The 24,697-nt window shown below is 51.6% G+C and carries 26 protein-coding genes; 6 read left to right on the top strand and 20 right to left on the bottom strand.

Annotated features, from left to right (window positions below; genetic code table 11):
* The 6 genes from ACFOUO_RS12940 to ACFOUO_RS12915 form a co-directional block, all read right to left on the bottom strand.
* On the bottom strand, positions 1 to 134 hold a 134-nt coding region (locus tag ACFOUO_RS12940), incomplete at its 3' end, for a helix-turn-helix domain-containing protein (protein WP_380705581.1).
* A 166-nt stretch (positions 135 to 300) separates the two neighbouring features.
* The gene (locus tag ACFOUO_RS12935) at positions 301 to 1,635 is read right to left on the bottom strand and encodes a sensor histidine kinase (protein ID WP_380705530.1); all 1,335 of its coding nucleotides are present in this window, start codon (positions 1,633 to 1,635) and stop codon (positions 301 to 303) included.
* A 16-nt stretch (positions 1,636 to 1,651) separates the two neighbouring features.
* Positions 1,652 to 2,338: a response regulator transcription factor gene (locus ACFOUO_RS12930; RefSeq protein ID WP_380705529.1), complete on the bottom strand. Its 687-nt coding sequence runs from the start codon at positions 2,336 to 2,338 to the stop codon at positions 1,652 to 1,654.
* A 527-nt stretch (positions 2,339 to 2,865) separates the two neighbouring features.
* Positions 2,866 to 3,078, bottom strand: a complete 213-nt coding sequence (locus tag ACFOUO_RS12925) for a spore germination protein (protein WP_380705528.1) — start codon at positions 3,076 to 3,078, stop codon at positions 2,866 to 2,868.
* A gap of 104 nt (positions 3,079 to 3,182) precedes the next feature.
* The gene (locus ACFOUO_RS12920; RefSeq protein ID WP_380705527.1) at positions 3,183 to 3,398 is read right to left on the bottom strand and encodes a spore germination protein; all 216 of its coding nucleotides are present in this window, start codon (positions 3,396 to 3,398) and stop codon (positions 3,183 to 3,185) included.
* 62 nt (positions 3,399 to 3,460) lie between these two features.
* On the bottom strand, positions 3,461 to 3,883 hold the full coding sequence (locus tag ACFOUO_RS12915; RefSeq protein WP_380705526.1) for an Hsp20/alpha crystallin family protein: 423 nt from the start codon (positions 3,881 to 3,883) through the stop codon (positions 3,461 to 3,463).
* A 200-nt stretch (positions 3,884 to 4,083) separates the two neighbouring features.
* On the opposite strand from ACFOUO_RS12915, the gene gerPC reads away from it, so the two are divergent.
* Both gerPC and ACFOUO_RS12905 read left to right on the top strand, forming a co-directional pair.
* The gene (gerPC, locus tag ACFOUO_RS12910) at positions 4,084 to 4,485 is read left to right on the top strand and encodes a spore germination protein GerPC (RefSeq protein ID WP_380705525.1); all 402 of its coding nucleotides are present in this window, start codon (positions 4,084 to 4,086) and stop codon (positions 4,483 to 4,485) included.
* A gap of 96 nt (positions 4,486 to 4,581) precedes the next feature.
* Positions 4,582 to 4,794, top strand: a complete 213-nt coding sequence (locus ACFOUO_RS12905; protein WP_380705524.1) for a spore germination protein — start codon at positions 4,582 to 4,584, stop codon at positions 4,792 to 4,794.
* Between the two features lie 75 nt (positions 4,795 to 4,869).
* Here ACFOUO_RS12905 and ACFOUO_RS12900 read toward each other — a convergent pair whose 3' ends face one another.
* The 9 genes from ACFOUO_RS12900 to ACFOUO_RS12860 all read right to left on the bottom strand — a co-directional run bounded on the left by ACFOUO_RS12900 (position 4,870) and on the right by ACFOUO_RS12860 (position 13,984).
* Complete coding sequence (locus ACFOUO_RS12900) at positions 4,870 to 5,655, bottom strand: ABC transporter permease (RefSeq protein ID WP_380705523.1); 786 nt, start codon at positions 5,653 to 5,655, stop codon at positions 4,870 to 4,872.
* Between the two features lie 3 nt (positions 5,656 to 5,658).
* On the bottom strand, positions 5,659 to 6,453 hold the full coding sequence (locus ACFOUO_RS12895) for an ABC transporter permease (RefSeq protein ID WP_380705522.1): 795 nt from the start codon (positions 6,451 to 6,453) through the stop codon (positions 5,659 to 5,661).
* The gene (locus tag ACFOUO_RS12890; protein ID WP_380705521.1) at positions 6,446 to 7,453 is read right to left on the bottom strand and encodes an ABC transporter ATP-binding protein; all 1,008 of its coding nucleotides are present in this window, start codon (positions 7,451 to 7,453) and stop codon (positions 6,446 to 6,448) included. Before ACFOUO_RS12890 ends, ACFOUO_RS12895 begins: the two co-directional genes overlap by 8 nt.
* 105 nt (positions 7,454 to 7,558) lie before the next feature.
* A complete protein-coding gene (locus tag ACFOUO_RS12885) occupies positions 7,559 to 8,275 on the bottom strand; it encodes an SDR family oxidoreductase (protein WP_380705520.1) in 717 nt (238 codons plus the stop codon).
* Between the two features lie 204 nt (positions 8,276 to 8,479).
* Positions 8,480 to 9,241, bottom strand: a complete 762-nt coding sequence (locus ACFOUO_RS12880; protein WP_380705519.1) for a sporulation protein — start codon at positions 9,239 to 9,241, stop codon at positions 8,480 to 8,482.
* Between the two features lie 21 nt (positions 9,242 to 9,262).
* A complete protein-coding gene (locus tag ACFOUO_RS12875; protein ID WP_380705518.1) occupies positions 9,263 to 10,003 on the bottom strand; it encodes a sporulation protein in 741 nt (246 codons plus the stop codon).
* A 32-nt stretch (positions 10,004 to 10,035) separates the two neighbouring features.
* The gene (locus tag ACFOUO_RS12870) at positions 10,036 to 11,439 is read right to left on the bottom strand and encodes a class II fumarate hydratase (protein ID WP_380705517.1); all 1,404 of its coding nucleotides are present in this window, start codon (positions 11,437 to 11,439) and stop codon (positions 10,036 to 10,038) included.
* A gap of 138 nt (positions 11,440 to 11,577) precedes the next feature.
* The gene (locus ACFOUO_RS12865) at positions 11,578 to 13,485 is read right to left on the bottom strand and encodes a hypothetical protein (RefSeq protein ID WP_380705516.1); all 1,908 of its coding nucleotides are present in this window, start codon (positions 13,483 to 13,485) and stop codon (positions 11,578 to 11,580) included.
* A gap of 340 nt (positions 13,486 to 13,825) precedes the next feature.
* Positions 13,826 to 13,984, bottom strand: a complete 159-nt coding sequence (locus ACFOUO_RS12860; protein WP_380705515.1) for a hypothetical protein — start codon at positions 13,982 to 13,984, stop codon at positions 13,826 to 13,828.
* Between the two features lie 147 nt (positions 13,985 to 14,131).
* Here ACFOUO_RS12860 and ACFOUO_RS12855 point away from each other — a divergent pair, with 147 nt between their 5' ends.
* The gene (locus ACFOUO_RS12855; RefSeq protein WP_380705514.1) at positions 14,132 to 14,488 is read left to right on the top strand and encodes a hypothetical protein; all 357 of its coding nucleotides are present in this window, start codon (positions 14,132 to 14,134) and stop codon (positions 14,486 to 14,488) included.
* Between the two features lie 78 nt (positions 14,489 to 14,566).
* On the opposite strand, the gene ACFOUO_RS12850 is transcribed toward ACFOUO_RS12855, so the two are convergent.
* Together ACFOUO_RS12850 and ACFOUO_RS12845 are read right to left on the bottom strand one after the other, a co-directional pair.
* The gene (locus ACFOUO_RS12850; protein ID WP_380705513.1) at positions 14,567 to 14,749 is read right to left on the bottom strand and encodes a hypothetical protein; all 183 of its coding nucleotides are present in this window, start codon (positions 14,747 to 14,749) and stop codon (positions 14,567 to 14,569) included.
* A gap of 99 nt (positions 14,750 to 14,848) precedes the next feature.
* Positions 14,849 to 15,805, bottom strand: coding sequence for a DUF1835 domain-containing protein (locus ACFOUO_RS12845; protein WP_380705512.1), 957 nt, complete (start codon positions 15,803 to 15,805; stop codon positions 14,849 to 14,851).
* 269 nt (positions 15,806 to 16,074) lie between these two features.
* Here ACFOUO_RS12845 and ACFOUO_RS12840 point away from each other — a divergent pair, with 269 nt between their 5' ends.
* The 3 genes from ACFOUO_RS12840 to ACFOUO_RS12830 all read left to right on the top strand — a co-directional run bounded on the left by ACFOUO_RS12840 (position 16,075) and on the right by ACFOUO_RS12830 (position 22,688).
* The gene (locus ACFOUO_RS12840; RefSeq protein WP_380705511.1) at positions 16,075 to 17,370 is read left to right on the top strand and encodes a glutamate-1-semialdehyde 2,1-aminomutase; all 1,296 of its coding nucleotides are present in this window, start codon (positions 16,075 to 16,077) and stop codon (positions 17,368 to 17,370) included.
* Positions 17,371 to 17,394: 24 nt separating this feature from the next.
* Positions 17,395 to 17,796: a globin domain-containing protein gene (locus ACFOUO_RS12835; RefSeq protein ID WP_380705510.1), complete on the top strand. Its 402-nt coding sequence runs from the start codon at positions 17,395 to 17,397 to the stop codon at positions 17,794 to 17,796.
* A gap of 374 nt (positions 17,797 to 18,170) precedes the next feature.
* Positions 18,171 to 22,688 carry a glutamate synthase-related protein gene (locus ACFOUO_RS12830; RefSeq protein ID WP_380705509.1) on the top strand — a complete coding sequence of 1,506 codons (4,518 nt, stop codon included), beginning with the start codon at positions 18,171 to 18,173 and terminating at the stop codon, positions 22,686 to 22,688.
* Positions 22,689 to 22,928: 240 nt separating this feature from the next.
* Here ACFOUO_RS12830 and ACFOUO_RS12825 read toward each other — a convergent pair whose 3' ends face one another.
* The 3 genes from ACFOUO_RS12825 to ACFOUO_RS12815 all read right to left on the bottom strand — a co-directional run bounded on the left by ACFOUO_RS12825 (position 22,929) and on the right by ACFOUO_RS12815 (position 24,242).
* Positions 22,929 to 23,309 carry a hypothetical protein gene (locus tag ACFOUO_RS12825; protein WP_380705508.1) on the bottom strand — a complete coding sequence of 127 codons (381 nt, stop codon included), beginning with the start codon at positions 23,307 to 23,309 and terminating at the stop codon, positions 22,929 to 22,931.
* A 132-nt stretch (positions 23,310 to 23,441) separates the two neighbouring features.
* Positions 23,442 to 23,813: a fibronectin type III domain-containing protein gene (locus ACFOUO_RS12820; RefSeq protein ID WP_380705507.1), complete on the bottom strand. Its 372-nt coding sequence runs from the start codon at positions 23,811 to 23,813 to the stop codon at positions 23,442 to 23,444.
* Between the two features lie 48 nt (positions 23,814 to 23,861).
* Positions 23,862 to 24,242, bottom strand: coding sequence for a hypothetical protein (locus tag ACFOUO_RS12815; RefSeq protein WP_380705506.1), 381 nt, complete (start codon positions 24,240 to 24,242; stop codon positions 23,862 to 23,864).
* Between the last annotated feature and the right edge of the window lie 455 nt (positions 24,243 to 24,697).

Here is a 24,697-nt window from a genome sequence, read left to right as displayed (position 1 = left end):
CCTCGTCTCTTATAAGCGAAGCGACGTTGTTCCAGCATGGCATTGTATAGCCATCGGCACATGCCCAGACCCCACTCAATCTTCTCCCTTTGCTCGGTGGTGGGAACTAACTTGAATTTATAGGTGCGGATCACTGAATCACCTCCTTTTAACCATATTCTACCTTGGAATTGTCGGACTTGCGAGAGAGGGGGCAAGCCCTCCCTCGTCCGACGCTCGCTTTCATCCCAACTCTAAAGGGCTGGGTTTTCCCGCTCGCATTCTATAAAGGGGAGATTAGAATTCTCTAAGAGAAGATATTCACTTCAGAGGCAACCGTACTTTCACTTCTGTCCATTCTCCCACCCTGCTGTCAATCGTGATTTCCCCTTCGTGCAATTGAACAATCCTCTGGGCGATAGACAGCCCCAGCCCACTTCCAGACTTCTTTTTCCCCCGGCTTTGTTCCGTCCGGTAAAACCGCTCAAATACCCGATTCAGCTCTTTTTCCGGAATACCAACACCGGCATCACGGACGGTGAAGAGAACATGATTCCCTTCTCTTTTCAGGGTAACCGTGACCGGGGTGTTCTCCGTTGAGTACTTGCCGGCATTATCCAACAGGATATCTACCAACTCCTCCCAATCAGAGCGGGGGATGCAGGTGTAGATGGCGCCGTCTTCGATAAAAGTGACCTCCCGACCCGTATAAATCTGTTGCCACCGCCGAACACGCTCCCGCGTAATCGGGATCAGATCCGTCAGTTCCACTTTCTGGGGAGGAGCCTCCCCTTCCAGTCGGGCGAGGCTTAGAAGACGGCCTGTCATCCGCTCGATTCGATCTGTCTCCTGGTCAATCGCCTCCAATGCCTCCTTCAACACCTGAGGGTTTTCTTTTCCCCATCGGTTGAGAAGGTTGACATAGCCGCGAATCACAGAGACAGGCGTTTTCAACTCATGGGAAGCATCAGCCGTAAAACGCCGCTGTTGTTCCATCATGTGGTAAATGCGATCCAACAGCCGGTTGAACGTACGAGAAAGTTCCTCGATCTCATCATTGGTGTCAGGAACATGGAGACGACTTTCCAGGCGGGCGGGATCCAATTCCCGAACCGTCCGGATGGTCCGCTTAACCGGGTTGAGAGCAATGCTGGACATCAGGTAACCACCAGCCGCGACAGCCACTAACAAGATTGAGGAACCAATCATCAAGGCTGTCAACATCGTATCCAGGTAACGATTGAGAGAGGTGAAGTCGGTATACAGCTCCACCCTTCCCTCTTTGCCTTTGGAGAGAGGGAGAGCCAAAACAGAGACGTCCTTCCTTCCCCCTTTCCACACTTCCGTAACCGAACTACGGGGATCATTCGGCTTTAGAAAAACATCCTGTGGAATCCCACGGTTGACTTCCCATTCGATTCGTCCATTGGAAATGACACGAAACGCCTGTCCCTCGTCCACAAATGGGCGCAGCCAGCTCGAAAGCCAGTTCCTCAATTCCCATTCCTCGTCGTCCCCGCTCTTGTAGATATCGGTCAGAGTAGATAGTTTTTGGTGCAATACGCGTTGCTCCGTCTCGATAACCATATTATGGAATATCTTGTACACGAAAATATGAAACAGAAACAAGATGACGATCAGCATTAGAGCGGACAACAAGGCTAATCTCCATTTAATAGGCATGATCCACACGGCGGATCACGTATCCGACCCCCCGGACCGTCTCAATCAGATCCGTCACTTCCGCCTCGGATAACTTGCTTCGCAGGTATCGAATATAAACATCGACTAGGTTGGTATCACCGGTATACTCAAATCCCCAAACTTGTTCTAAGATCTGTTCCCGGCCCATAACCCGGTCCAAGTTTTGCATCAAAAATACGAAAAGGTCGAATTCCCGGGTGGTCAGGCGAACTTCTTTCCCATGGCAAAGAGCCCGTCTCTGCTCCAAGAGCAAGCGACAGGGCCCGTTGACCAGGGTATCTCCCGGCTCCGGATGGTTTCTCCGCAATAGAGCCCTCACCCGGGCAAACAGCTCTTCAATAGCGAAGGGTTTGGTTAAGTAATCATCCGCACCGGCGTCCAGACCACTCACCCGGTCGGGAATGGCATCCCGAGCGGTCAGCATAATCACAGGCACTCTGCTTTCGCTCCGAATGCGTCGGCACACCTCCAGCCCGCTTAGATCAGGCAGCATGACATCCAGAATGATCACCGCCCACGTCCCACTCAACGCTTTAGCAAGCCCTCCACGCCCTTTAGTCGCCGTTTCCACCGTCCAGCCTTCATGCCGAAATTCCAACTCCAGAAAACGCGACAGGTTTTCCTCATCTTCAATGATTAACACGTTGTTCTCCATGAATCATCCCGCCCCGTTCTTTTTGTCGGCTCTCCCCCATTATATAACAGGCCATCTATGTCTCCTATAGGGAGGGATAGGGGGATAGGGCACACTCGGGGGTATAGGAGCAGGCGGCATAGGAATTGGGGTTATCGGAGGTGGCGACGGAATTACGGGGGGAGGTACGATCGGCGGAACCACTTGGGCGAAATACCTTCCTCTGAGCGGATCACGAAAAAAACCGGGATGTAGGGAGTAAGAAAGCAGCGGATAGAACAATGGAATACCTCCCTCTACCTTCAGCAAAAAATGGATGCCTCTCTCGACTCTCCAATCAGGCACCCGGGGACGGGGGGACACCCGGGGACGCTGGGGGGACACCTGGGGGCGTTGGCGTGGGCGGTTCCTCTCTTGGAGGGGAAGGTGCTCTCTCTCTTCGTAAAACCGCATTAAGCGTCGTGCCGATGTTGAGGGAACCTACATCAGAGATGGACGTTACTTTGATTTTGTGAATGCAGATACGGAACAATCGGATCTCCCCCTTATCAACCAATCCTTCCTTGATCAATCAGATCATGATCGTTGTAGATGTTATCTCCATTGTTGGCGTTCCGTCCATAATCCCCGATGACCGATGAAGTGCCTACCGCTTTGGAATTGCTTTCCGCCCCGATGTTAATCGTGTTGCCAAAATTGACGGAACCCGCTCCGGTGACAGCGGCGATCTTCAGGATATTGACATTGTTGATTGTCGCCATCATCGATCCTCCCCGCAGGATCCGGCCTGGTCCGACTCAAGGGAACTGTCTAGCGCACCCGGCCCTCATGGGCGAGGCGGACGAACCATTCATTCAATAGAACGTCAAAGGGGGCCACGGTTTTGATCCGCCACATCCGTATCGAGGTAGCCATTCCCTTCAATAGTCACTGTTTTTCCGAAATCTCCAATCAATGAGGAGCCGCCCACTCCTTTTTCATTCGATTCCGCCCCGATGTTAAGGGCGTTACCAAAGTTGAGGGAGCCCGGTCCGGACACGTTCTGGATTTTCAAATTGAAGATGTTGTTCAACGTTCCCATAGATCGATCTCCTCCCGTTGCCACCTCATCCTATGTGCCTAACCTGGTAGATGTGCCCAGCCTTAAGAATCTGATACCCGGATGCGCCTGTCATCACCTGTAGAGGAAATCATGGGCAACCGGATTTCCAAGACACCCCTGCGGTAACGGGCACTGCCCTGACGCCGACTGACCACCCGACCAAGCGGAATGACCCGTTCAAAGGCCCCTCGGAAGCATTCGCTCACCAAGCGATCACATTTCGTATAGGGGGTAGGGACCGTCCCTTTAACAAAGAGGGTTTCCCCCTCGACACGGATATCTACGTCTTCCAAGTTGTCAACACCCGGCAGATCCATTAACACGATCACTTCGTTCCTTCCCAGCAATACATCGGTTTTAGGATGCTTCCCCTCTCCCATCCCGGACACTTCCGACCAAAAATCCTCCCCGAGAAAATCCCGGGCCATTTGGCTCCATTTTGAAAAGTTAGCAGATTCGTTCACTCCATTCGACCCCTTTCCCTACCGTGGGATACCGTACTTCGGTCCATCGCAGAAAAACGGCCACCACCATTGTATTCACAAGGAGGCCCATGGGTCACTGTCCCCGTCATCCGGAAAACAAAGGCGCCTTCCAATCCTGGCATGGAATACCCTTTCCACCCCATATACTGATAGGGGACTGCAGGCCGGAGGTGAAACAGATGTATGCCTATCTATGGGACCGGATCAACCAGTTGCAACAGGAGCTTGAGGCTTTAAAGAAAGAAAACGAAGAAATCCGGCGGAAGCTGGATTCCATACAGCCTCTGCGGATTGATAAAATCGATTATAAGGTGCAGGAGCTACACGTGGAACAACTCAGTGGAGCACTCAATATTGGGCTTACCCTCAAAGGGGATGAGGACAGCATCATGGGTATCGTGGATAAATTGAAAAACGAGACGGATTCGCAGATCGATTTGGCGGAAGCAACCGGAGAGAAGCCGTTTTGGGAGGAAAAATCCTCCATTCCTGTAAAAAAGGAAAGTTCATCTTCCGGCGAACAAGAACCAGGAAAGGGTACCGCCCCTCCTCCCCAGAAGGGGGATTCTGATTCGCCATAAAAAAACATTCATCCTTTTCGCGACTCAGACACCCTTTGGGCGATGATTGGCATAAGCTAGGGGGAACCTGCTGATTTCATAGAGGGGGATGCCGGAATGGGAACCATTAACAACCTGAAGGACGTGAAAATACAGGAGATAACCAGTGCCGGAGCCGTGGGTTACGGAAATACCATCAACGTGAATCCGACCCAAAACATAAAAAGTGAAGGAGTTATGGTTTCTTTGGGAGACTATCAACGCGGGTACTACCGTTCTAAAAACTTCTACAACGACCGGGATCTCTCTGACCAAAACCGTACCCCTTGATCAAGCCTGTGCAGCGAAATCAAAAAAAGAACCGATTCCATAGGGAACCGGTTCTTTTTCTTGGGGGGAGAACCTTTAGCTTCCCGCTCCCCGATAATGGCGAATCCCGTAATTCCATACCGTGACACCTAGAAACAACCAGACCACACCCACGACAGGCGTCAAGAGAGCAAAAACGAGCCAACGTTCATCCTTTAGAAGAAAACTGGCGGGATAAAACCCGACAAAGGCAAAGGGCATAACCCAAGTGAGGACCCCTTGGATCACCTTGTTGTAGATGTTGACCGGATAGCGGCCATAGTTTCCCACATTGTACATAATCGGCTGGATATCTGTTTTGGAATCGGAAAAAAGGCTGATGCTGGTTAGCATAATGTAAAGACCACCATAAATAGCCGCCCCGCCGAGGACAAACACGAGGAAAAGGATCGGATCATACCAGACCGGATTCAATCCCATCTGCCAGACAGACCATCCCATCACAGCGACACCCGTCACCGCCCCGGTCAGGGACTCGGGAGTCATCGTTTCCATAATCACCTGCAACAAGCTGTGAACCGGCCGGGTGAGAACCCGATCCAACTCCCCTTTAATAATGTATCGTTCATTAAAGTCCCACAGATTGAAAAACGCTGCGAAAACAGCGAAAGGAACCAGGAAATACCCGTAAATAAAGATAACTTCCTCCCGGGACCACCCGGCAAGGTCGGACGTGTGGGAAAAGACCACCAGAATAAAAATCAGGTTGACAGCCTGGAACAGTAGGTCCGTCACTAGCTGAACAAAAAAATCGCTCCGGTACTCCAACCGGGTCTTCAGATATTGGACAAAATAATAAGTAAAGAGCCGGAAAGGATACACAGCTTACCCTCCTTGAACAACCAACCGACGACGTGCCTGCATCCAGAGGAGTTGGATCGGCACCCACAAGAGCACTCCCCAGAAAAGTTGCACGGACAGAAAAGAAGTGATCTCCCCCTGCCCCAGCCCTTTTGACAAGATGGTGCTGGGGACATAACTGATCCCCTGAAAGGGAAGTAGGGACAACACCTCCCTGGCCCAGCCGGGGAAGAAAGAGATAGGGATGATTAGGCCGGAAAAAAGATCGACCAATACCCGCTTGGCTCGGATCATACCGGCGTTGTTCAAAACGAAAAAAGCCATTAATCCTGTCAAAACGTTAATCTGCGAATTAATGACAAAAGCGAGTACAAGGCTGAGACTGAACCAACCCCAGGGCCCCAACGCCGTCGGCAAACTGATAGGAAAGACGAGGGAAACAATCGCCATTCCTGGTACACTGAAAAGAAATAGCCGGAATAGGCCCTCCCCCAACCCCTGAAAACACTTGACTAAGATATATTGGTATGGGCGAATCAGTTGAACCGCAACCGTTCCATCACGGATTTCCTGCGCGATTTCCCGATCCAGGTTGTTGAAGTAAAAAGCCCGAGACATCCAAGCCACAGCCACATAGGTGGTCATTTGGAAGACGCTGGTGCCCTGGATGGAACCCTGGCTACCGTAGATGGCCATCCACAAAAAATAATACACCCCGATATTGAGACTGTAGATGATAATACCGCTGTAGTAGTTGACTCGATAAGCCAGCATCATCAAAAAACGGATCCTCACCAGTTCCAGGTAAGTGCTAAGCATGGTGAACACCTTCCCGGTAAATGCGGCGGACAATATCCTCTGTCGTTGACTCTTCAATTCGAATTTCTTTCACCGTCACATGAGATACGAGGCGGGAAAGCACCTCCGAGACCCCTGATTCCTGACCGGTCAAACGAACCTGATACCGACGCTCTCCCTCTTTCGTCCAGACTACAGAGAGACCGCGGGTTTTTTCCTCGAGGGGGAGGAGGGGCCAATCCTCCTCTAACTCTAATAGGATTCGCTGGCCGCCTCCCCATTGGACAGAGAGTTCTTTTAAGCCCCCGTCATAGATCACCCTCCCTTTGTCCAGCATCACCACCCGGCTGCAGAGAGCTTCAATGTCGGAAAGGTCATGGGTGGTGAGGAGAACCGTCGTCCCGTATTCTTGATTGATCTGTTTGAGAAAACGACGAATATTTTCTTTTACGAGGACGTCGAGGCCAATCGTCGGCTCATCGAGAAACAAGAGGCGCGGCTGATGGATCAGAGCAGCGGCCAGTTCACATCGCATCCGTTGCCCTAGGGAGAGTTTCCGTACCGGCTGATCAAGGAAGCTCCCGATATCAAGCACCTCCACCAGCCGGTTCATATGACATTCATGAACATCGTCGGGAACGCGGTATAACTTCTTCAAAAGGCGAAATGACTCCCGGACGGCGATGTCCCACCACAGCTGACTGCGCTGACCGAAAACCACCCCGATCGTCCGTACAAATTTCTCCCTCTCTCGATGCGGATCATACCCGTTCACCCTTAAGTGCCCCGCTGTCGGTTCAAGGATCCCGGTCAGCATCTTGATCGTGGTTGATTTACCCGCGCCATTCTCTCCGATATATCCAACGATCTCACCTGGTTCGATGGTAAGATCAATCTCGTCCACTGCACGAATCGTCCGGTATTGCCGGTTAAAAAGGTCCCGGAAGGCGCCAGCAAGCCCGCTTCGACTTTGGACCATCCGGAATTCCTTGGTCAAACCCTTTGCTTCAATGCTCTTCAACGGTTTCACCCCTTCCCGGTATACGCCTTGCATCCCTCTCGCAAAAAAGCATCCCATGGCCCGGGATGCTTTCGCAGGGTAGCCGTGACTGGTTGTTATCTTTGATCAATATTCCTGGATGACAGGATGGACCATGATCTCATCCACAAGGGCATGACGAGGGGCCGCCGCCATATAAACCGCGGCTTCTGCTACATCTTCCGCCTTTAACCAACCCTCCTTGGCTGGATCCCCTTGTTTGGTTTCATTGAAGAAAGTATCGGTCATCCCCGGTCGAATCACACCCACTTTGATGCCTAACTTCCGAACTTCCTTAGTCAGAACCCCCGTAAACCCTTCCAAGCCATATTTACTGGCACAGTAGGCGGAAGCCCGAGGAATGGTTCGGGTACCGACATCGCTAGAGATGTTGATAATCTGTCCCTGGCCCCGTTCCGTCATGGAAGCGAGCACCTCACGCGTGAAAAGAAAAGCCCCTGTCAGGTTGACTCCCAGTATTCGGTTCCACTCCTCTATGGAAGTCTCCCGGATCGACTTAAAGGTGCCGACCCCGGCGTTGTTGACCAGGATGTCAACCTTGCCGAAAGCATCCACCGCTGCCTGAACCGCTGCCTTTACTTCCCCTTCATCGGAGACATCAGCGGCGAACACTTTACACCGTCGCCCTTCTCTTTCTACAACCTCCGCTACTCTCTCCAGGTCGGAACGGGTCCGGCCCACCAAGAAAAGATCCACCCCTTCCCTGGCAAAAGCAAAGGCGATGGCTTCTCCGATGCCCCGTCCAGCACCAGTAACAATCGCTGTTTTATTTTTTAGCTTCACATCCATCACTCCCGTCGGAACAAGCCAAAACTCTTCCGAAACCTTCGCGAAAGATTCAACTACCCTGAAAATCCATCAGCAGCTCTGCTGGATGCGATTCCCTCAGGCTGCTACAATACTCCACTTCTCTATCATATGAAGATCGCGAAAAAGATGCAAGGCAGCAGGATCTCCCTGCTGCCTCATAGAGATTGTCAATAGAGATTAGTGCGCATGTTGCTGGATGAGGTCGGAAATTTTTTTCTGCAAAGCTTCCGTCCCCCCGGCCAAATCCGATTCACGAACCGTCAGCCGAACGGTTCGGTTGTCCAGCTCCAGTGCTTCCTCCAGAGAGGTCATCAAATCGGTGGCCCGGCGGTCTAGTTGCATGATGACCTCTACTTCTTTTTCGCCGATGTAAAACATCACTTCCAGCTCGTCGAGGACCCCTCTCAGATCACCGGTGGGCTTAAATTCGAACTCCTGAATGAAAGGATGCCGGGAAAAGTAATTTTCAAACTCGAAGTCGATGTCGACCAGCTGGAAGCCCACCTTTTCCACGACCGCCAGCACTTTTTCCACTAAGGTATGGGGAAGAATCTCAATGCCGTCCGTATCATCCGGATCCACTGCCATTTTAATATCGAGGCCGGTTTTCAAGTAAACAGGACAACCGCCGGTAGTAACCGGCGTATCATAGGGAAGGCGAATTTCGAAGGGGATCACCTTCGTTTCGCGAGGGCCAATGGTGAAGACCTCAGAAAGGCGGTACTCCTCCATGATATATTCATGTTGAGCCCGATCATGATGGTAGAGAACAACGAGATATAGGTAAATCTCGTCGATTTCCTGCTCCACCTGTCCCCCCTGGATATACACTTCCCCCTCAATGAGGCCGCCTTGGCGATATTGGGTTTGCCGCAGCCGGGTATCCACTTTGGCATTACCAACTCCAAGACTGGCCAAGGCTTTCGAAAAGAGTGACATGGGCTTTTCCTCCCCGCGGGTTTATTTTTTGAGTAGAGACTGGATCGTGGCCGCAGGGCTTTCCACGTGTTGCTTCTGGCCTCCGCTGGTTAGGGAGAGCGATCCGTCAGGATCAGCCAATTGCCAGGAGAACGCCGTATTCAGCACCTTGGTTCCACGTTGAATCTCTACTTGCATCTGGACATCATGGTTGTCCACATCGAAATAGAGATTGAGTTCGTCCAGATACCCGTGATACCGTTCTGCCGGCTTAAACTGAAATACTTGGATGAAAGGGAGGGCTTTCGATCCCGGATGATGTTCATTAAACACGCGATACATGATAAAACCGGATCGCTCGATTTCTCCAAGAACTTGCTCGACTGTCGAATGGGGAAAGACTTCGATTCGATCCAAGTCCGTAGGATCCACTGCTCGCTTGATATCTAAGCCTGTCTTTAAGTAAATGGGGAAACGGCCGCAGGACATCGGTGTTTGATACGGGAGCCGGATCTGAAAGGGAATGATCTGGTATCCCTTTTCCGGAATTTCAAAGGATTCACTCAGATGGAACTTATCAAGGATGTGTTCCACTTTCTTTCCATTCTTCAAGTAATGGATAACCAGATACAGATAAATATCATCCACCACCTGACGGGCTTGGCCTCCCCGGATCATCACTTCTCCCCGTACCAAGTCTCCCGGCTGGTAGTGATTGCTCTCCAGCCGAGTATCCACCTTGGCATTTCCGACACCGAGGCTGGCCAGTGCTTTATTGAACATAAAAAATCACCTCCTTGTTTGGATTCCCCTTTTTATTTACGTTTTTTTGGAGGGATCATTTGGTTAGGGTCCATTGCCTGATCCATTTCCGTTTCTGACAAAAGTCCTTCGTCACGGATGACTTCACGAACCGTCTTTCCTTCAGCGTAAGCTTTTTTGGCTACCTCCGCTGCACGGTCATACCCAAGAAAAGGATTGAGGGCGGTTGCAAGGGCGAGGGACTGCTCCATTAACTCCTGGCAGCGCTCCTTGTCAACTTCCAACCCTTCCAGGCAACGTTCCCGAAAGGCCTCCATCCCGTTGGTAAGGATGGTAATCGAGTGGAGAAGGTTATGGGCGATGACGGGCATCATGACATTCAATTCCAACTGGGCATGTTCACCCGCGGAGGTAATACAGGCATCGTTTCCGATTACCTGGGTCACAATCATATTCATCATTTCCGCCATCACGGGATTCACTTTCCCCGGCATAATAGAAGAGCCCGGTTGAACCGGTGGTAGCCGGAATTCAGCCAACCCCGTTCGAGGGCCCGAGGAAAGAAGGCGTAGATCACTGGCTAGTTTGCCGAGGTGTACGGCCAGATTCTTCAGAGCGGCACTCGTTTTCAGGGCAGCTCCAGTATTCTGCATGAAGGCGAAGCGGTTTTCCGGCTCTTTGAAAGGAAGACCGGTCCGTTCAGCAATATTTTTTATCGCCGTTTCTGCATAACCGGCAGGAGTGTTGATCCCTGTTCCAACTGCATTGCCCCCCAGCCCGATCTGATAAAGGAAAGCGAGGCTTTCCTCAACTCCTTCTCGAGCGTAGCGGATGGCGTAGGCGTGGCCGGAAAGTTCCTGTCCCACTTTAATCGGCACAGCGTCTTGTAGATGGGTTCGTCCCGATTTCACAATCTCCCCGAACGCTTCCGCCTTCTGTTCCAAGGTCCGGATCAGACGATCGGTAACAGGAAGAAGCCCGTGAACCAGTTCCTCCGCAGCAGCAATGTTGATAGCAACATGAATCGTGTCATTGGTGGATTGCCCACGGTTAACATGGTCATTGGGATGGACCAGAGAAATATCCCCCGGCTTGCCGCCTAAAATCTCCGCCGCCCGGCTGGCAATCACTTCATTGGCGTTCATATTCTGCGAAGTTCCGGCCCCCGCTTGATAGACATCGACGACAAAATGATCATCCCAGCGGCCCTCAGCCACTTCTTCTGCTGCCTGGATGACCGCATGGGCCAATCTTTCCTCCAGCTCTCCACATCGATGCTGGGCGTGAGCGGCGGCAGCTTTTATCAATCCCTGAGCACGGATAAAATGACGGGGCAAACGAAGTCCGCTAATCGGGAAATTTTCCACTGCCCGCTGGGTCTGTGCCCCATAAAAACGGTTGGCGGGCACCTTTACTTCACCGAGAGAGTCTCGTTGAATCCGATAGTTTTCAGCCATCCGAACACACCTCCGCCATGGATTCCCCCAGACAAGATCATCCGGGCGCTTCCAGACGCAGCTCCAAGTACGATGCGGCCCCCGAGATCCGGGAGCCATCCCCTGGGGAATCGTCAGGAAGTCCTCCTTTGTTTTTCCCTAGCCCTGACGGTTAAACACATGCCGAACATATTCCTCTAGCTGACCGGCCAACTTATCATGTTCTCTCCGCTCCGCTTCCAATCCGTTCACCACGGGAGCGGCAGCAACTACCCGTTCTTTCTCCCGCGAAATGGACTCTGGCCGGGTATGCTGTTCCGCTTCCCGGAGCTCCGCCTCTTCTTGGGCGCGGTGTTCCGCTTCCCGGCGCTCCGCCTCTTCCTGGGCGCGGTGTTCCGCTTCCCGGAGCTCTACCTCTTCTTGGGCGCGGCGTTCCGCTTCCCGGCGCTCCGCCTCTATTTGAGCGCGGCGTTCTGCTTCCCGGAGCTCTACCTCTTCTTGGGCGCGGCGTTCCGCTTCCCGGCGCTCCGCCTCTTCCTGGGCGCGGTGTTCCGCTTCCCGGCGCTCCGCTTCTTCCTGGGCGCGGTGTTCCGCTTCCCGGCGCTCTGCCTCTTCCTGGGCACGGCGTTCCGCTTTCCGGCGTTCCGCTTCTTCCTGGGAGCGGCGTTCCGCTTCCCGGCGCTCCGCCTCTTCCTGGGCGCGGTGTTCCGCTTCCTGGCGCTCTACCTCTTCTTGGGCGCGGCGTTCTGCTTCTCGGCGCTCCGCCTCTTCTTGAGCGCGGTGTTCCGCTTTCCGGCGCTCCGCTTCTTCCTGGGAGCGGCGTTCCGCTTTCCGGCGCTCTGCCTCTTCTTGAGCGCGGCGTTCCGCTTCCCGGCGCTCTACCTCTTCTTGGGCGCGGCGTTCTGCTTCCCGGCGCTCTACCTCTTCTTGAGCGCGGCGTTCCGCTTCCCGGCGCTCTACCTCTTCTTGGGCGCGGCGTTCTGCTTCCCGGCGCTCTACCTCTTCTTGAGCGCGGCGTTCCGCTTCCCGGCGCTCTACCTCTTCTTGGGCGCGGCGTTCTGCTTCCCGGCGCTCTACCTCTTCTTGGGCGCGACGTTCTGCTTCCCGGCGCTCCGCTTCTTCCTGGGCGCGGCGCTCAGCTTCCCGGTGCTCTGCCTCTTCTTGGGCACGGTGTTCCGCTTTCCGGCGCTCCGCTTCTTCTTGGGCGCGGCGTTCTGCTTCTTCCTTCAATTTGGCTTGACGGGCTTGCTCCAATCTTTGTTGCAGGACACTGGATGGAGGAGTGGGCGGAATCGTGGGATGCCGTTCCGATTTTTCGATCGTACGTCCCCCATCCTCCACCGTTTTTGGCCGAATGGTAGAAGAATCGTCCTGCTCTCCCTTTTTGAACAGCTGGTCCAACAATCCTTTGGAATCCCGCTTCTTCAAATAGGAGTCAATCTGGGAGATGACATACCCGACATGACGATTAAAGCTTTTATGTACCGCTTTACCTAGGGGTTTGGAAAGGCCTGCATCCGCCGGAACGCGTTGAAATGGCTCCTCGGAAACCTTTCCTGTTAACAGCATCAGCATCAGGTTTCCCCAATCATAAATCGGTTCCGGCAACGTTCGCCCCTCTACCCCACAGGCGATGACTTTGAGCTCCCCTTCCTCCGTGACACCGATATTGGAAGGGTGGAGCAGGGTATACATACGGAGAGGCTTTTCTTTCAACACATGTTCTACTGGTGCCAGGCTTTTAACCCAGTGAAACACCTGATCTTCATCCACCGGTCCCCGTGCCGCCCGTTCATGAAGACGTTCCCGAAAAGGGATATAGGGACGGATAAAAACCAGGGAACGCTCTTCGGAATAGACCTGGAGATACGGTACAATCTCCTTTTGATCCAATGATAAGTACTGTTGGATCGCACGGGGTGGTGCCGGTTTGGCGAGCGGTGTGTACTGGAGATAAAAACGCTCCCCTCTGGAAGAGGCGACAGCCCACTCTCCTCCAAAGAAGGACTCCACACTTTCAATTTGATAAGTTTCCCGATAATACTCTCCTACAGTAAAGAACGACAACGCCCTCTCCCCCACTTGCTTTATTTCAAAATCGTATGGATTTCCATTCCATTTGTCTACAAAACACCATTTTCAGAATACCACAGCCTTCCCGAAAGCGTACAGGTAAAATCGATGGGGACAACAACAAAAAAGCCGACGCATCCCTCCTCGTGAAATGCTAGGGGCTTATGGCGGCTTAAAAAATCGTCTATTTACCCGATTGATGAGAATAGTCTTTCCTTCTATGCCACACTACATAGGCTAATCGGCAGGTATCCTTGACGGATCGCCTCGGCTGATCGATGCGGAAACACTGACAACGTTGGCATCCCCACAGACTATCGCTGTTTAAATGACCTTAGCCCCCTCCCTTGTCTTTCCTTTCTGAAGGGTACTCTTTGAGTCTTCCTTCCTTTTCCATGGCGCTTAAGGGTCCGTCGTACACTTGCTTTTGCAAATAGGCAGCCTCATCCGCTGTTTCTTTGGTCTTCTTTTCCTTCTGGTTTTCCTGATCCATTGAAGTTCCCACCCCTTTTAAACCATGCAACGAAAATAGGGTGCCCAGCCCTCCTTTGATCCATCCAACTATCGACCACTAGTGCCCCGCGATGTATAACATCCTGTCTCAGGGGGAACTCTGAAGGTGGAAAAAGGGGGAGTCTCAGTGGCTGGATTGATTGCCAAACTAATCATCTGCCCTCTCGTTGTGTGGATCTCCATGTTTTTATTTGAGGGGGTTTATTACCCTAACTGGGTACAACCGATCATCGTTGGAATTATCTTAGCTGTATTGGCCCATTTCATGGAAGTTCTCTTTCTTCGAAGAGGGGTCTTCTGGATCAATAATTCCATGGACTTCGTTGCCGCTGTTCTCGTTCTTCTCTTCAGCGGAACCTTCTTTGAAGGGGCCCGTGTGACGATGACTGGAGCCCTGCTTACAGCCTTTATCCTGGCGGTGACCGAATATTTTCAGCACCTTTGGCTGCTTAAGTCGGGCCGTACTTATAAAGGAGCCGGTTGAACAACTTTCTTTATGTGCGGCTGATTTGCCGCATTTTTTGCTCCTAATAAAACAGCCCGCGTTAACGCGGGCTGTTTTTTATTGCTTCTTCTCGTTCTTTTTTGCATCGGCCCCATATTCCTCGGACATATCCCTACGGCCTTTTTCTACATCCATATCCGTCAGTTCTCCACTTTGTTCATAGGCAAACTGGACGTTACTATTGATATTTTCTTCGTTTTTCGTTTCGTAATCGTTTCTCTCGATATCTTTTTCCGTCAAAGGTTTCCCTCCTTTCAACCGATATCCTGTACTCACCTTTCAGTTTCCTCCCAAAAAGGAAAGATATGCATCCCAGGGAGTTTGATAAATACCATCCCTTTAAACTTGCTGTTCAACCAAACATCCATCCTGGTCCCGTCGCCAACGGTCTTCTGCCAAATGAACGCCCCCTACCCACCAGTCGATCCCTGTTGTTCGGATCCGATCCGTTTCTCCTTCCAGGATCCGCTTACCAAGGGGGGTAAGTTGCAGCCGATCGTTTTCACCGAGAACTTCTTTTCCAGACAGCCCGTCAACGGTATCCAATAAAGCACCGTTGGCAGAACCCAGTTCGTTAATGATAGCGGCGAAATGGACTGCATTTAATCCGTCCCCCGGTCTTGCTGCCGCCACCTCTCCAAACAGATTCTGGAATGTATCCACTCCGTTCCGGATCAGTGTAAGAGAAAGCTCTTCCACTGCATTCAAACCGTTTTGCTGAGACGGGAAGTATTCCATATTCATCTGGAATGCCTCTCCGAGGTAAGGGAAAAGCAGGTTCTCCCAGCTTGCCCGCTCAACCATACCCCTGGGGACGGGGGAGATATAATCTTGCCAAGCCTCTGCTCCCTCCTCCAAATGTTCAACCCCCAGAGGAAGGCGTTCGTTAAAAATGCGTTCCACTGCTAGGGGAGAAGCATTTGCCAACGTTAGGTCCTCCGGAATCGTCACCAGCTCCAGCCGCGAATGATCCAGGTTGCGAATCCGGAAAAGAAGATACAGGAGCATCAACTGATCATGACGATTGGGCTTAAACCAGAGGACAATGCGGGAAGTGCTCGGCAACCGTTTCAATCGTTGCTCCTGATAAGTAAGCACCATCTTCATCTGCCCAGCAGGGATCCCGAGCCGCTCTTCAAAATAAGTTGCTCTCGCCCCAGCCTGTTCGGTTTCATCCCAATCTGGGGAAAAAGGCCCAAAATCGACCATTTCCCGCCAGACAAAAACTTCTCCCCGAAGCGGTTCACAATCGCGCAGTACATCGGCCCAATGATCGCCGTTAACAATATGGATCATCTTCCTTCTCCCCTTCTTTATCTAGTGAGTTCTGCCACTCCATCAAAAAAGCCGGGCAAGCCCAGCCTATCCGTCTTTTTTGGTGATCCCATCCTGCACCCCTCGGATCGTCTCCACCTTCCTCCGTCTCTCAGGGTGCCTCCTGCCCTTCGATAAAGCCTACTTCCAATGGTAGATCTATTCCCGGTTTCCCCTGTATATATGCGATATTCCCTTTGCGGGGTTCTTTGATAGAATAAGAAGGGTCAGAGAAAAAGGAGGAAGTAATCGTGGAGCATTCCCGTTCGAAATTATTACATAGAGAAGCGATGGACCTCATTGTCGGGGGTGTCAACAGCCCGTCCCGTTCCTTCAAGGCGGTGGGGATGGAGCATCCCGTCTATATGAAAAGCGCAGCTGGCGCTCATTTCTTTGATGAGGACGGCAATCGGTACATCGACTACCTGGCCGCTTTCGGCCCCATCATTTTAGGCCACGCACACCCCGGCGTTACTCAAGCCATCCGAGAAACCGCCACGGAGGGGGTTCTTTTTGGCACACCGACGGAGAAGGAAGTCTATTTTGCCCGAATGTTGCGGGATGCGATTCCTTCCATGGAACAAATCCGGTTTGTCAACAGCGGTACAGAAGCAGTGATGAGCACGATTCGCCTCGCTCGGGCTGTTACGGGCAGGGATAAGATTATCAAGTTTGCGGGATGCTACCACGGCCATTCCGACTTGGTCCTGGTGGCAGCCGGTTCCGGCCCCTCAACTTTAGGAACGCCAGATTCCGCTGGTATCCCCCAAAGTATTGCCCAGGAAGTAATCACCGTCCCCTTCAATGATCCGGATGCCCTCGGAGAAGCCCTCGACAAATGGGGACACGAGGTAGCCGCCGTGTTAGTAGAGCCCCTAGTCGGGAATTTCGGGATTGTAGAGCCCGCCCCTGGGTTTCTGGAGTCCGTCAATCGACAGGCCCATGATGCTGGCTCCCTCGTCATTTACGACGAAGTGATTACGGCTTTCCGTTTCCATTATGGCGGGGTACAAACTTTGTATGGAGTGGAACCTGATCTGACCGCCCTCGGCAAGATCATCGGAGGAGGTCTTCCCATCGGTGCTTACGGCGGGAAGCAGTCCCTTATGGAGAAAGTGGCTCCCACAGGCCCCACTTACCAAGCGGGTACTATGGCTGGTAATCCGCTTTCCATCGCTGCCGGAATCGCCTGCCTGGAAGCATTGGCGGAGCCCGGCACCTATGAAGAATTGGACCGGAAAGGTCGACTTCTCGAAGAGGGGATCCTGCAACACGCCCAATCAGCAGGCCTCCCTGTCCAGGTTAACCGGAAAGCCGGGGCGCTTACGGTTTATTTCACGGATTCCCCCGTTACTGACTACGACGGAGCCCAAAGGGCAGACAGCGAATCCTTTGCCCACTTCTTCCGCCTGATGCTAGCAGAAGGTGTCTATCTTGCCCCTTCCAAATATGAGGCCTGGTTCCTGACCACCGCTCATACGGAGGAAGATTTGGAGCACACTCTAAAGGCGGTGGAAAGAGCCTTCCACGCTATGGTGCACACCTAAGAACCATCCATCGGAGGGATCCGTATGACTGAACCGATTACCTTATATGAGCGGATAGGGGGGGATCCGACGATTCGACGGATCGTTGAGTCCTTTTATCCCCGGGTACAGAAGGACCCTTTGCTCTCCCCCCTCTTTCCCGAGGATATACGCCCGACTATGGAAAAACAACGCCGTTTTCTCACCCAGTTTTTCGGCGGTCCGGCCCTGTACACGGAATTATACGGTCATCCCCGTATGCGTGCCCGCCATTTGCCCTTTCCGATCACACCGGAACGGGCGGAAGCCTGGCTCCACAATATGGCCGCCGCCCTGGATGACGCCGGAATCACCGGCCCGATCCGAGAAGAAATGTGGAGCCGACTCTGCTTCACTGCCGCCCATATGGTAAATAGACCGAATGCAGATGAGCGCGACACCAACTGATCACGGCATAAAAAAGATCCCCGCAACAACCGGGGTTTCGCCTCTCCCGAATAGATCTTTGATCAGAAGTCGGCCTTCCCTTTCAGGGGCAAGGACCGACTTCTTTTCCTACCTTAGCCCTTCCGTATCCTCTTTCATCCTGATCACGTGTAACCTTCAACCCTTCAGGAGGATCGATCTCGCATATCATCTACTTCATAAAGATTCCTATTATTGAATAAACACACAACCCTGCCCTTGTTGTGTCAAAGGATTCATGATATTCTATATTTACTTTTTTCCCTGTTTTTTTTGACCTTTCAGGCCGGTTCTATCCGGATTTTTAATGATGAGGAGACGGTACGACAGGTTCCAACCGCCGGAGGTGTTTATTCATGCAGAAAATCCAGACTGAACTGGGACGCTTTCGAAATCTGCTGGCCGATGAGCATGACAGCTGCGGGATCGTGGCCGTTATTGAAAAGGACGGAAATCCTACCCACCAAAACATGCGAAACACCATCGAGGCCCTCATCAAGATGGAACACCGATCCGGTTTTATCAACGGCGAAGGGGACGGGTGTGGGATCTTGACAGACATCCCACGGACACTGTGGGCTCAAAAATTGGCCCGTTCCGGAATGGATGCCGCACTCGCCTATTCCTCCAAATTTGTTGTCGCCCATTTTTTTATTCCCTGTGGGACGGAAAAGCCCGTCGGCTCCATCCAGGAAAAAATCCGACAGAAGCTGATGGACTGCGGGCTAGAACTCCTTCTCGAAGAGGCGGGAGCCGTCAACAGCGATGTCTTGGGCCCCAACGGACGTGCCGATGAGCCGCTTTTTTGGCAGCTGGGTTTGAAAGCGGATACGGAGACTCCGGGAAACCTTTCCGCTCGCCTTTTTAGCCTGACAGTAGAGATCGAGGAAGAAATGCCCGTCCAGGCAGCTTCCATCAGCGAACGGACTGCCGTCTACAAGGTGATGGGGGCCGCCAGTCTGTTGCCCAAGTATTTTCATGATCTAACCAAAGCGGAATTCCAATCAACCGTTACCATTGGCCATAACCGATACTCCACCAATACGCTCTCCAACTTTTTCCGCGTCCAGCCTTTTTCTGTCCTAGGGCACAATGGGGAAATCAACACGATACGCAAACTCCGGGACGAAGCACGGATGATCGGCGTCCCGCTGGCCGATAACGGAAGTGATTCCCAAGATTTGAACCGAGTGGTTGAAACCCTGATCCATCGCTACCGCTTCACCCTGTTCGAGGCGATTGAGACGGTGTTTCCCACCATTGTGCATGAGATCGGCAACCTGCCGGAGGCTATACAGGATCTTTATGCCTGGCTGAGGCAGACCTGGGGACCTTTCGCCCAGGGACCGGCTGGGATCGTTTCCCGATATGGAGATGAGTGTGCCTTTAGTGTTGACGCTCTCGGCTTGCGGCCCCTTTGGCAGGTGGAGAGCGAACATTGTCTTTACTTTTCCTCAGAGCAAGGAATTATCCCCGTTCATGAAATGACGGCAGAACCAAAGCCCCTCGCCCCTGGTGAAACGGTTGGGGTCGAACTAAAACCCAACGTCAAAATCATCCCCCACCACCTCCTGCAGCGAAAAGTGTTTGAGCGCATTGAAAAACGGACGATTTTCTCAGGCCGCAAGCGATTCTTGGCCTCTCCCGAAGAAATGGAGTGCGATATTTACAACCTCTCCGTCCCCACAGGCCGTCAATATGCAGCCTACGGTTGGGACAGGGACCATATCAAACTGGTCGAACAGATGGCCGACACCGGAAGTGACCCGATTCGTTCCCTTGGTCACGATTCCCCTCTGGCCGCCCTGGCCAAAAACCGTCACAATATTTCGGACTATATCAAAGAAAGCGTCGCTGTCGTCACCAACCCTGCCATTGATCGGGAACGAGAACAGGAGCACTTTTCCACCCGTGTTCTCCTCGGAACCCGTCCTCCTCTGACGGGTTCGCCAGCGGAGGAGATCCTGGTGGAACTCCCCTCCCCGATCCTGGTCGAAGGGGAGCAGGGCCTTTCCCTTCGGCGAAAATTCGATACCCTATCCTATGAAGAGTTACTGGCTACATTTAAAGCCGATAATCAACTAGCTGTGCTCCCCCTCCATTTCCCCCTTGGCCTTTCCATTCCCGAAGTCCTTGACCAATTGGCGGAGCAGGCGGTCCGGGCGATCCGGGAAGGAAAAACCCTCCTCGTTTTGGATGACACAGGTTGCCATCAGGAAAACCGCCTCTTCCTCGATCCTCACCTAGCAGTCTCCAAACTGGATCAGAGCCTGAAAGTGGCAGAAGTTGGGGGCGGCGGGCAAAACCTCCGCCGCCGGGCGGGATTGGTCCTTCGTTCCGGCGCCATTCGTAACCTGCACGATACAGCAGTAGCCCTCGGGCTGGGTGCGGATGCCGTTTCCCCTTACCTGATGTTCGCCACGATTCTGGAGGATGAGGAAAGGAAAGAAGGCCTCCTATTTGAAGCGATCAATAAAGGATTAGAGAAAATCTTCTCCACCATCGGCATTCACGAATTGCGGGGTTACGCCCGTCTCTTCTCTTCGATCGGCTTCGCTCCCGAAGTGGCCGATATCCTTCAAATCGCCAATTATGCCGGTTCCTCCGAGGCAGGAACGACTTTTGCTGATCTTCTCGCCGATTCAAAAGCCCGCTACGAGGAAATGGCCAATGAAAAAGCACGTCCGGGGCGATCCTTTCAGCTATGGCCCCGAATCTGGAAGTCCATCGTCCAGGTGGCGGAAGGTTCCATCGAATATGACGATTTCAAAGAGAAACTGGAAGGACTGGAAATCAACGATCCCCTCAGCCTCCGCCACGTGACGGACCTCAACCTAAGCCTGGCAAAGGCACAAAAGAACCCGATCCATCCCGACCAGGTGGAGATCGGGGTTGGAGGGCATGACCTCCCTTTCGTCATCAGCTCCATGTCCTTCGGTTCCCAAAACGAAACCGCCTTCCGCGCCTACGCCGAAGCGGCGGAACAGCTCAACATGGTCAGCCTCAACGGCGAGGGCGGCGAGATCAAGGATATGTACGGCCGCTACCGGAAAACTCGGGGCCACCAGATTGCTTCCGGACGATTCGGGATCAATGTCGAATTGGCCAATTCCGCTGATATTCTGGAAATCAAGATCGGTCAGGGCGCTAAACCCGGTGAAGGAGGACACCTCCCGGGTAAAAAGGTGTCAGCCAAAGTGGCAGCCGCGCGGAACGCCACTCCGGGAACCGACCTGATCTCCCCTTCCAATAACCATGACATCTATTCCATCGAGGACCTGGCCCAGATTATCACCGAATTGAAGACCGCAAATCGTAACGCTCGCGTCATCGTTAAGGTACCCATCGTTCCCAACATCGGGACGATCGCCGTCGGAATCGTGAAGGCCGGTGCTGATATCATCACCCTGTCCGGCTTTGACGGCGGTACCGGAGCCGCCCGGATTCACGCTTTGCAACATGTGGGTTTACCGGCGGAGATCGGGGTTAAAGCAGCCCATGTCGCCCTTGTGGAGGCGGGTATCCGGGACCAGGTGGAAATTTGGGCCGACGGCGGGGTAAAAAGCGGTCTGGACGTAGTTAAATTGGTGTTGCTGGGCGCAGATCGAATCGGGTTTGGGACACTGGCGATGCTGGCCATCGGCTGCACCACTTGCCGTGGCTGTCACTTGGACACCTGCCACGTGGGCATCGCCACCCAGATTGAAACCGAGGAGGAAGCCCAGGAACACGGCCTGCGCCGATTTGTTCCCCGCGTTCCCGAACACGCTGTCGCTGGCTTAAAACGCATGTTCACCGCTTTTGGGAATGAGGTGCGCCAGTTGACCGCCCAACTGGGTTTCCAACGACTATCCGATATGGTGGGCCGGTCTGATTTATTGATTCAAACACGGGCTCTGGATCGCCTCTCCCTGGCCGACCTCTTGCGACCAGTCCCCGATGGCTGGAAGCGGAAGACCCCTACAGAAGCAGAAGAAACGAACCTGTTTATCGCCGCTGGGGCAGAAGGAGAAGGAGTACAGAAGGATGTCGTTGCCTTCAGCCAACCCGGCACCCATTCCTACGGTCCCGTTCACGCCACCCACCGGGTACTGGCAGCAGATGTCTCCGGTGCCCGAGTCCGTAACCACCTGGATGGCAGTTACAAAAACCTTTCCGGAGTCCATCTTCAGTTCGCTGAAGGATCCATACCGGGAAACGGCCTTGCCGCTTTTAACACCGAGGGGATCACCGTCACCGTAAAAGGGGGGGCCCAGGATGGTGTCGGTAAGACCTCTTTCGGCGGCCGCGTCGCAGTGTTGAAAGCTCCCGGCGCCAACCGCCGATACATCAACGGCTCCGTAGGCAAGGGCTTCTGTTACGGCGCCCAGAAAGGCCTCTTCATCGTTCAAGGGGATGCCGATTCCCGTGCCGGTATCCGGCTTTCAGGAGCCGACATCCTGATTGCCGGTGAACCCCGGGAATCACTCCGAGACAATTTCGGCCTTCTAGGCGCCCGAGCCAATATCAAAGGCTTCGCCTTCGAATACATGACTAACGGACGGGGAGTTGTCCTCGGGGACCCCGGCCCCTGGATCTGCGCCGGCATGACAGGGGGTGTCGTCTACCTCCGCCTGCTACCAGAGATGGGCCTCGATGAAGCGGCTCTAGCCCGCCGCATCGCCAAAGGGGCTAAAGTTACCCTGCAACCCCTGTCCGATACAGGAGAAAACGATTTGACCGAACTGCTCGACGCCTACCAACAAGTGCTTCTTGAAACCGGCCAAGAAAAAGAAGCCGATAAAATCGGCTCCCTCCTTCAAGGCTTGAAGGTACATTTCATGCAGATTATCCCCCATAAAGTTCAGGCGGATCCGGCTATTTCAACAGAGTAATCCTTCACCAAAACAAAAAAACGGCCCAGGTCGGGAGCCGTCTTCCACAGCAGTAAGAGAGTATCGAGGGACACCTTTATTTTACAAGAAACGACGCCAAAATACAAGAACATTCGTTCGGAAAGGTCAAACAAAAGGGGATCTTTTTCGACAGAAAAAGGCTGCTGACCTGCATACTTTGTCAGCAGCCTCAGATCCATTGTAATATATTACAATGGATCGTTTTTTTATCTGCACCAATTATCTCAAATCTACTTTATATTCGTTATTTGGGAATGGAGGGAATAAGTATTTAAAGTCTACATGTTTATGAGTCATTATCTTTTTCCAGCCACCACCAGTTGCATAGGGTGCAATATAAAATTCATGTGAGGGTGCCTGGTCGTTAGTACCTTCTACATGGCCTGTACCATTTCTGTAGACCTTTGCTCCATACTCTGCGTCAATCGCAGGAACTAAATCCAAAAGAGGTATTTTAGATTCTAGCTTGACCCAATGAGTAACTGATTTTCCGGTGTTAGACACCCTTGATAATTGCATGTCAGACTCAGGTGCTTTACCTTCCCCGATAGGTTTTTTATCTTTATCATAACCAACTGTGATTCTAGTTGATGGGTTCATTTTTACATCATTAGATTTTTTGTTTTATAATCCCAGGTTACATAAACATCTGAGCGTGTTCTAAAACTGCTAGCCCAGGGATCAAACCCTCTTCCATAGGAAAGTAGATTTCCTTTCCTTTACTTCTATCTGTTATCCCACTTGATTGCATAATAGATTTTTTTGCCTAATCTGACTTTTGGTTTTCTTAGTTGATGTATTTACGATAACATAATCACTTTTACCAGAAAGACCGCCATGGGTTAATTTTACTTTGTACTCCTTTCCTGGTTCTAAATCTTTTATCTCATATTCACTTTTGTTTCCAGACCAAACTTTAGAAAAACTGCCATTTTCGTTAAATAAATCCAATTCAAAGTTTTCATTTCCGCCTTCCCAACTTATTTTAATTGAATTGCTAGTGCTTTTTGTATGTACATCAATCTCCTTTTTACTGAATGCAAATAATTGATTTGGTGTAAAAGTGGAAAAGCCAAAAAGCAAACTAGCAGCTAATGCAACCAAAAACCACTTTTACAAAACAACCGCTCCCTTTGTTTTTTTATAGGCGAATTAATTATATATACTACAACTCTTGTCAATAAGCCAATATACAAAAGAAGAAATAAGACCGAGTAGCAAAAATTTATAATAACCATCTATATTTAATAAAAGGTGAAAGTTTGGCGCTATCTCTATAATGTCGAAAAAAAGCGGGAAAAGAATCCCACCCAATAAATATATACCCAAAGAGGTAATTAAATTTACTTTTGCTATCTTTTCAGATAATAACGATATTATGGTCCCATAAGTTGAAAATAAGCAAAAAAATATTAAAAAAAACATCATAAAAGAAGCCATATCGTTAACTAAATTACCTAAATAATATCCCAACACAATGACTAAAGTTGACAATACAGACACAATGATTTTTCTTGTTGCATAAAGCAGCAATTTTGACCCCACCTTGTTAATAAGGATAGAGGGAGGGGGAACCTCAGAAAATAAACCCCTCTCTATACCATTGATTCAAAGAACTGGATTGGTATGTTTTCACCAAAGCTAATTTAAATATATCATTTTCTAGGTGATTTAAAATTTTCGGTACGAGGAACAAGTTTTATACTTATTTAACCATTACTATCCGTTACAACCTCAATTTTCGCAGTTAAAAATTAATGTGTAAAATCGAATATATGTACTAGAGTTATTCCGAAATTCAATTGATGGACAGAGGATGAGAGCTGAAAGACAAAAAGCCTTGTCATAATGAACCACCAAACGGCGGCAATAATTATCCATCCACGCAAAAAAGCGCTCGACTTTCTAGCGCTTTCGATAAGCCGATCCCACGTAAATCGGCCGTCCCTGTTTTGGCTTCCGATGCTTTCTTTGTGGCATAGTAGGCC

Source organism: Salinithrix halophila, assembly GCF_042650125.1.
GTDB lineage: Bacteria > Bacillota > Bacilli > Thermoactinomycetales > DSM-45169 > Salinithrix > Salinithrix halophila.
This window is presented reverse-complemented; position numbering and strand designations above follow the sequence as displayed.

Bases quoted from the DNA above. Each gene is read 5' to 3' on its own strand.
- ACFOUO_RS12930 (WP_380705529.1), bottom strand. From the start codon at position 2,338: ATGGAGAACAACGTGTTAATCATTGAAGATGAGGAAAACCTGTCGCGT.
- ACFOUO_RS12925 (WP_380705528.1), bottom strand. From the start codon at position 3,078: ATGGCGACAATCAACAATGTCAATATCCTGAAGATCGCCGCTGTCACC.
- ACFOUO_RS12920 (WP_380705527.1), bottom strand. From the start codon at position 3,398: ATGGGAACGTTGAACAACATCTTCAATTTGAAAATCCAGAACGTGTCC.
- gerPC (WP_380705525.1), top strand. From the start codon at position 4,084: ATGTATGCCTATCTATGGGACCGGATCAACCAGTTGCAACAGGAGCTT.
- ACFOUO_RS12905 (WP_380705524.1), top strand. From the start codon at position 4,582: ATGGGAACCATTAACAACCTGAAGGACGTGAAAATACAGGAGATAACC.
- ACFOUO_RS12895 (WP_380705522.1), bottom strand. From the start codon at position 6,453: ATGCTTAGCACTTACCTGGAACTGGTGAGGATCCGTTTTTTGATGATG.
- ACFOUO_RS12880 (WP_380705519.1), bottom strand. From the start codon at position 9,241: ATGTCACTCTTTTCGAAAGCCTTGGCCAGTCTTGGAGTTGGTAATGCC.
- ACFOUO_RS12875 (WP_380705518.1), bottom strand. From the start codon at position 10,003: ATGTTCAATAAAGCACTGGCCAGCCTCGGTGTCGGAAATGCCAAGGTG.
- ACFOUO_RS12870 (WP_380705517.1), bottom strand. From the start codon at position 11,439: ATGGCTGAAAACTATCGGATTCAACGAGACTCTCTCGGTGAAGTAAAG.
- ACFOUO_RS12860 (WP_380705515.1), bottom strand. From the start codon at position 13,984: ATGGATCAGGAAAACCAGAAGGAAAAGAAGACCAAAGAAACAGCGGAT.
- ACFOUO_RS12845 (WP_380705512.1), bottom strand. From the start codon at position 15,805: ATGATCCATATTGTTAACGGCGATCATTGGGCCGATGTACTGCGCGAT.
- ACFOUO_RS12835 (WP_380705510.1), top strand. From the start codon at position 17,395: ATGACTGAACCGATTACCTTATATGAGCGGATAGGGGGGGATCCGACG.
- ACFOUO_RS12830 (WP_380705509.1), top strand. From the start codon at position 18,171: ATGCAGAAAATCCAGACTGAACTGGGACGCTTTCGAAATCTGCTGGCC.
- ACFOUO_RS12825 (WP_380705508.1), bottom strand. From the start codon at position 23,309: ATGAACCCATCAACTAGAATCACAGTTGGTTATGATAAAGATAAAAAA.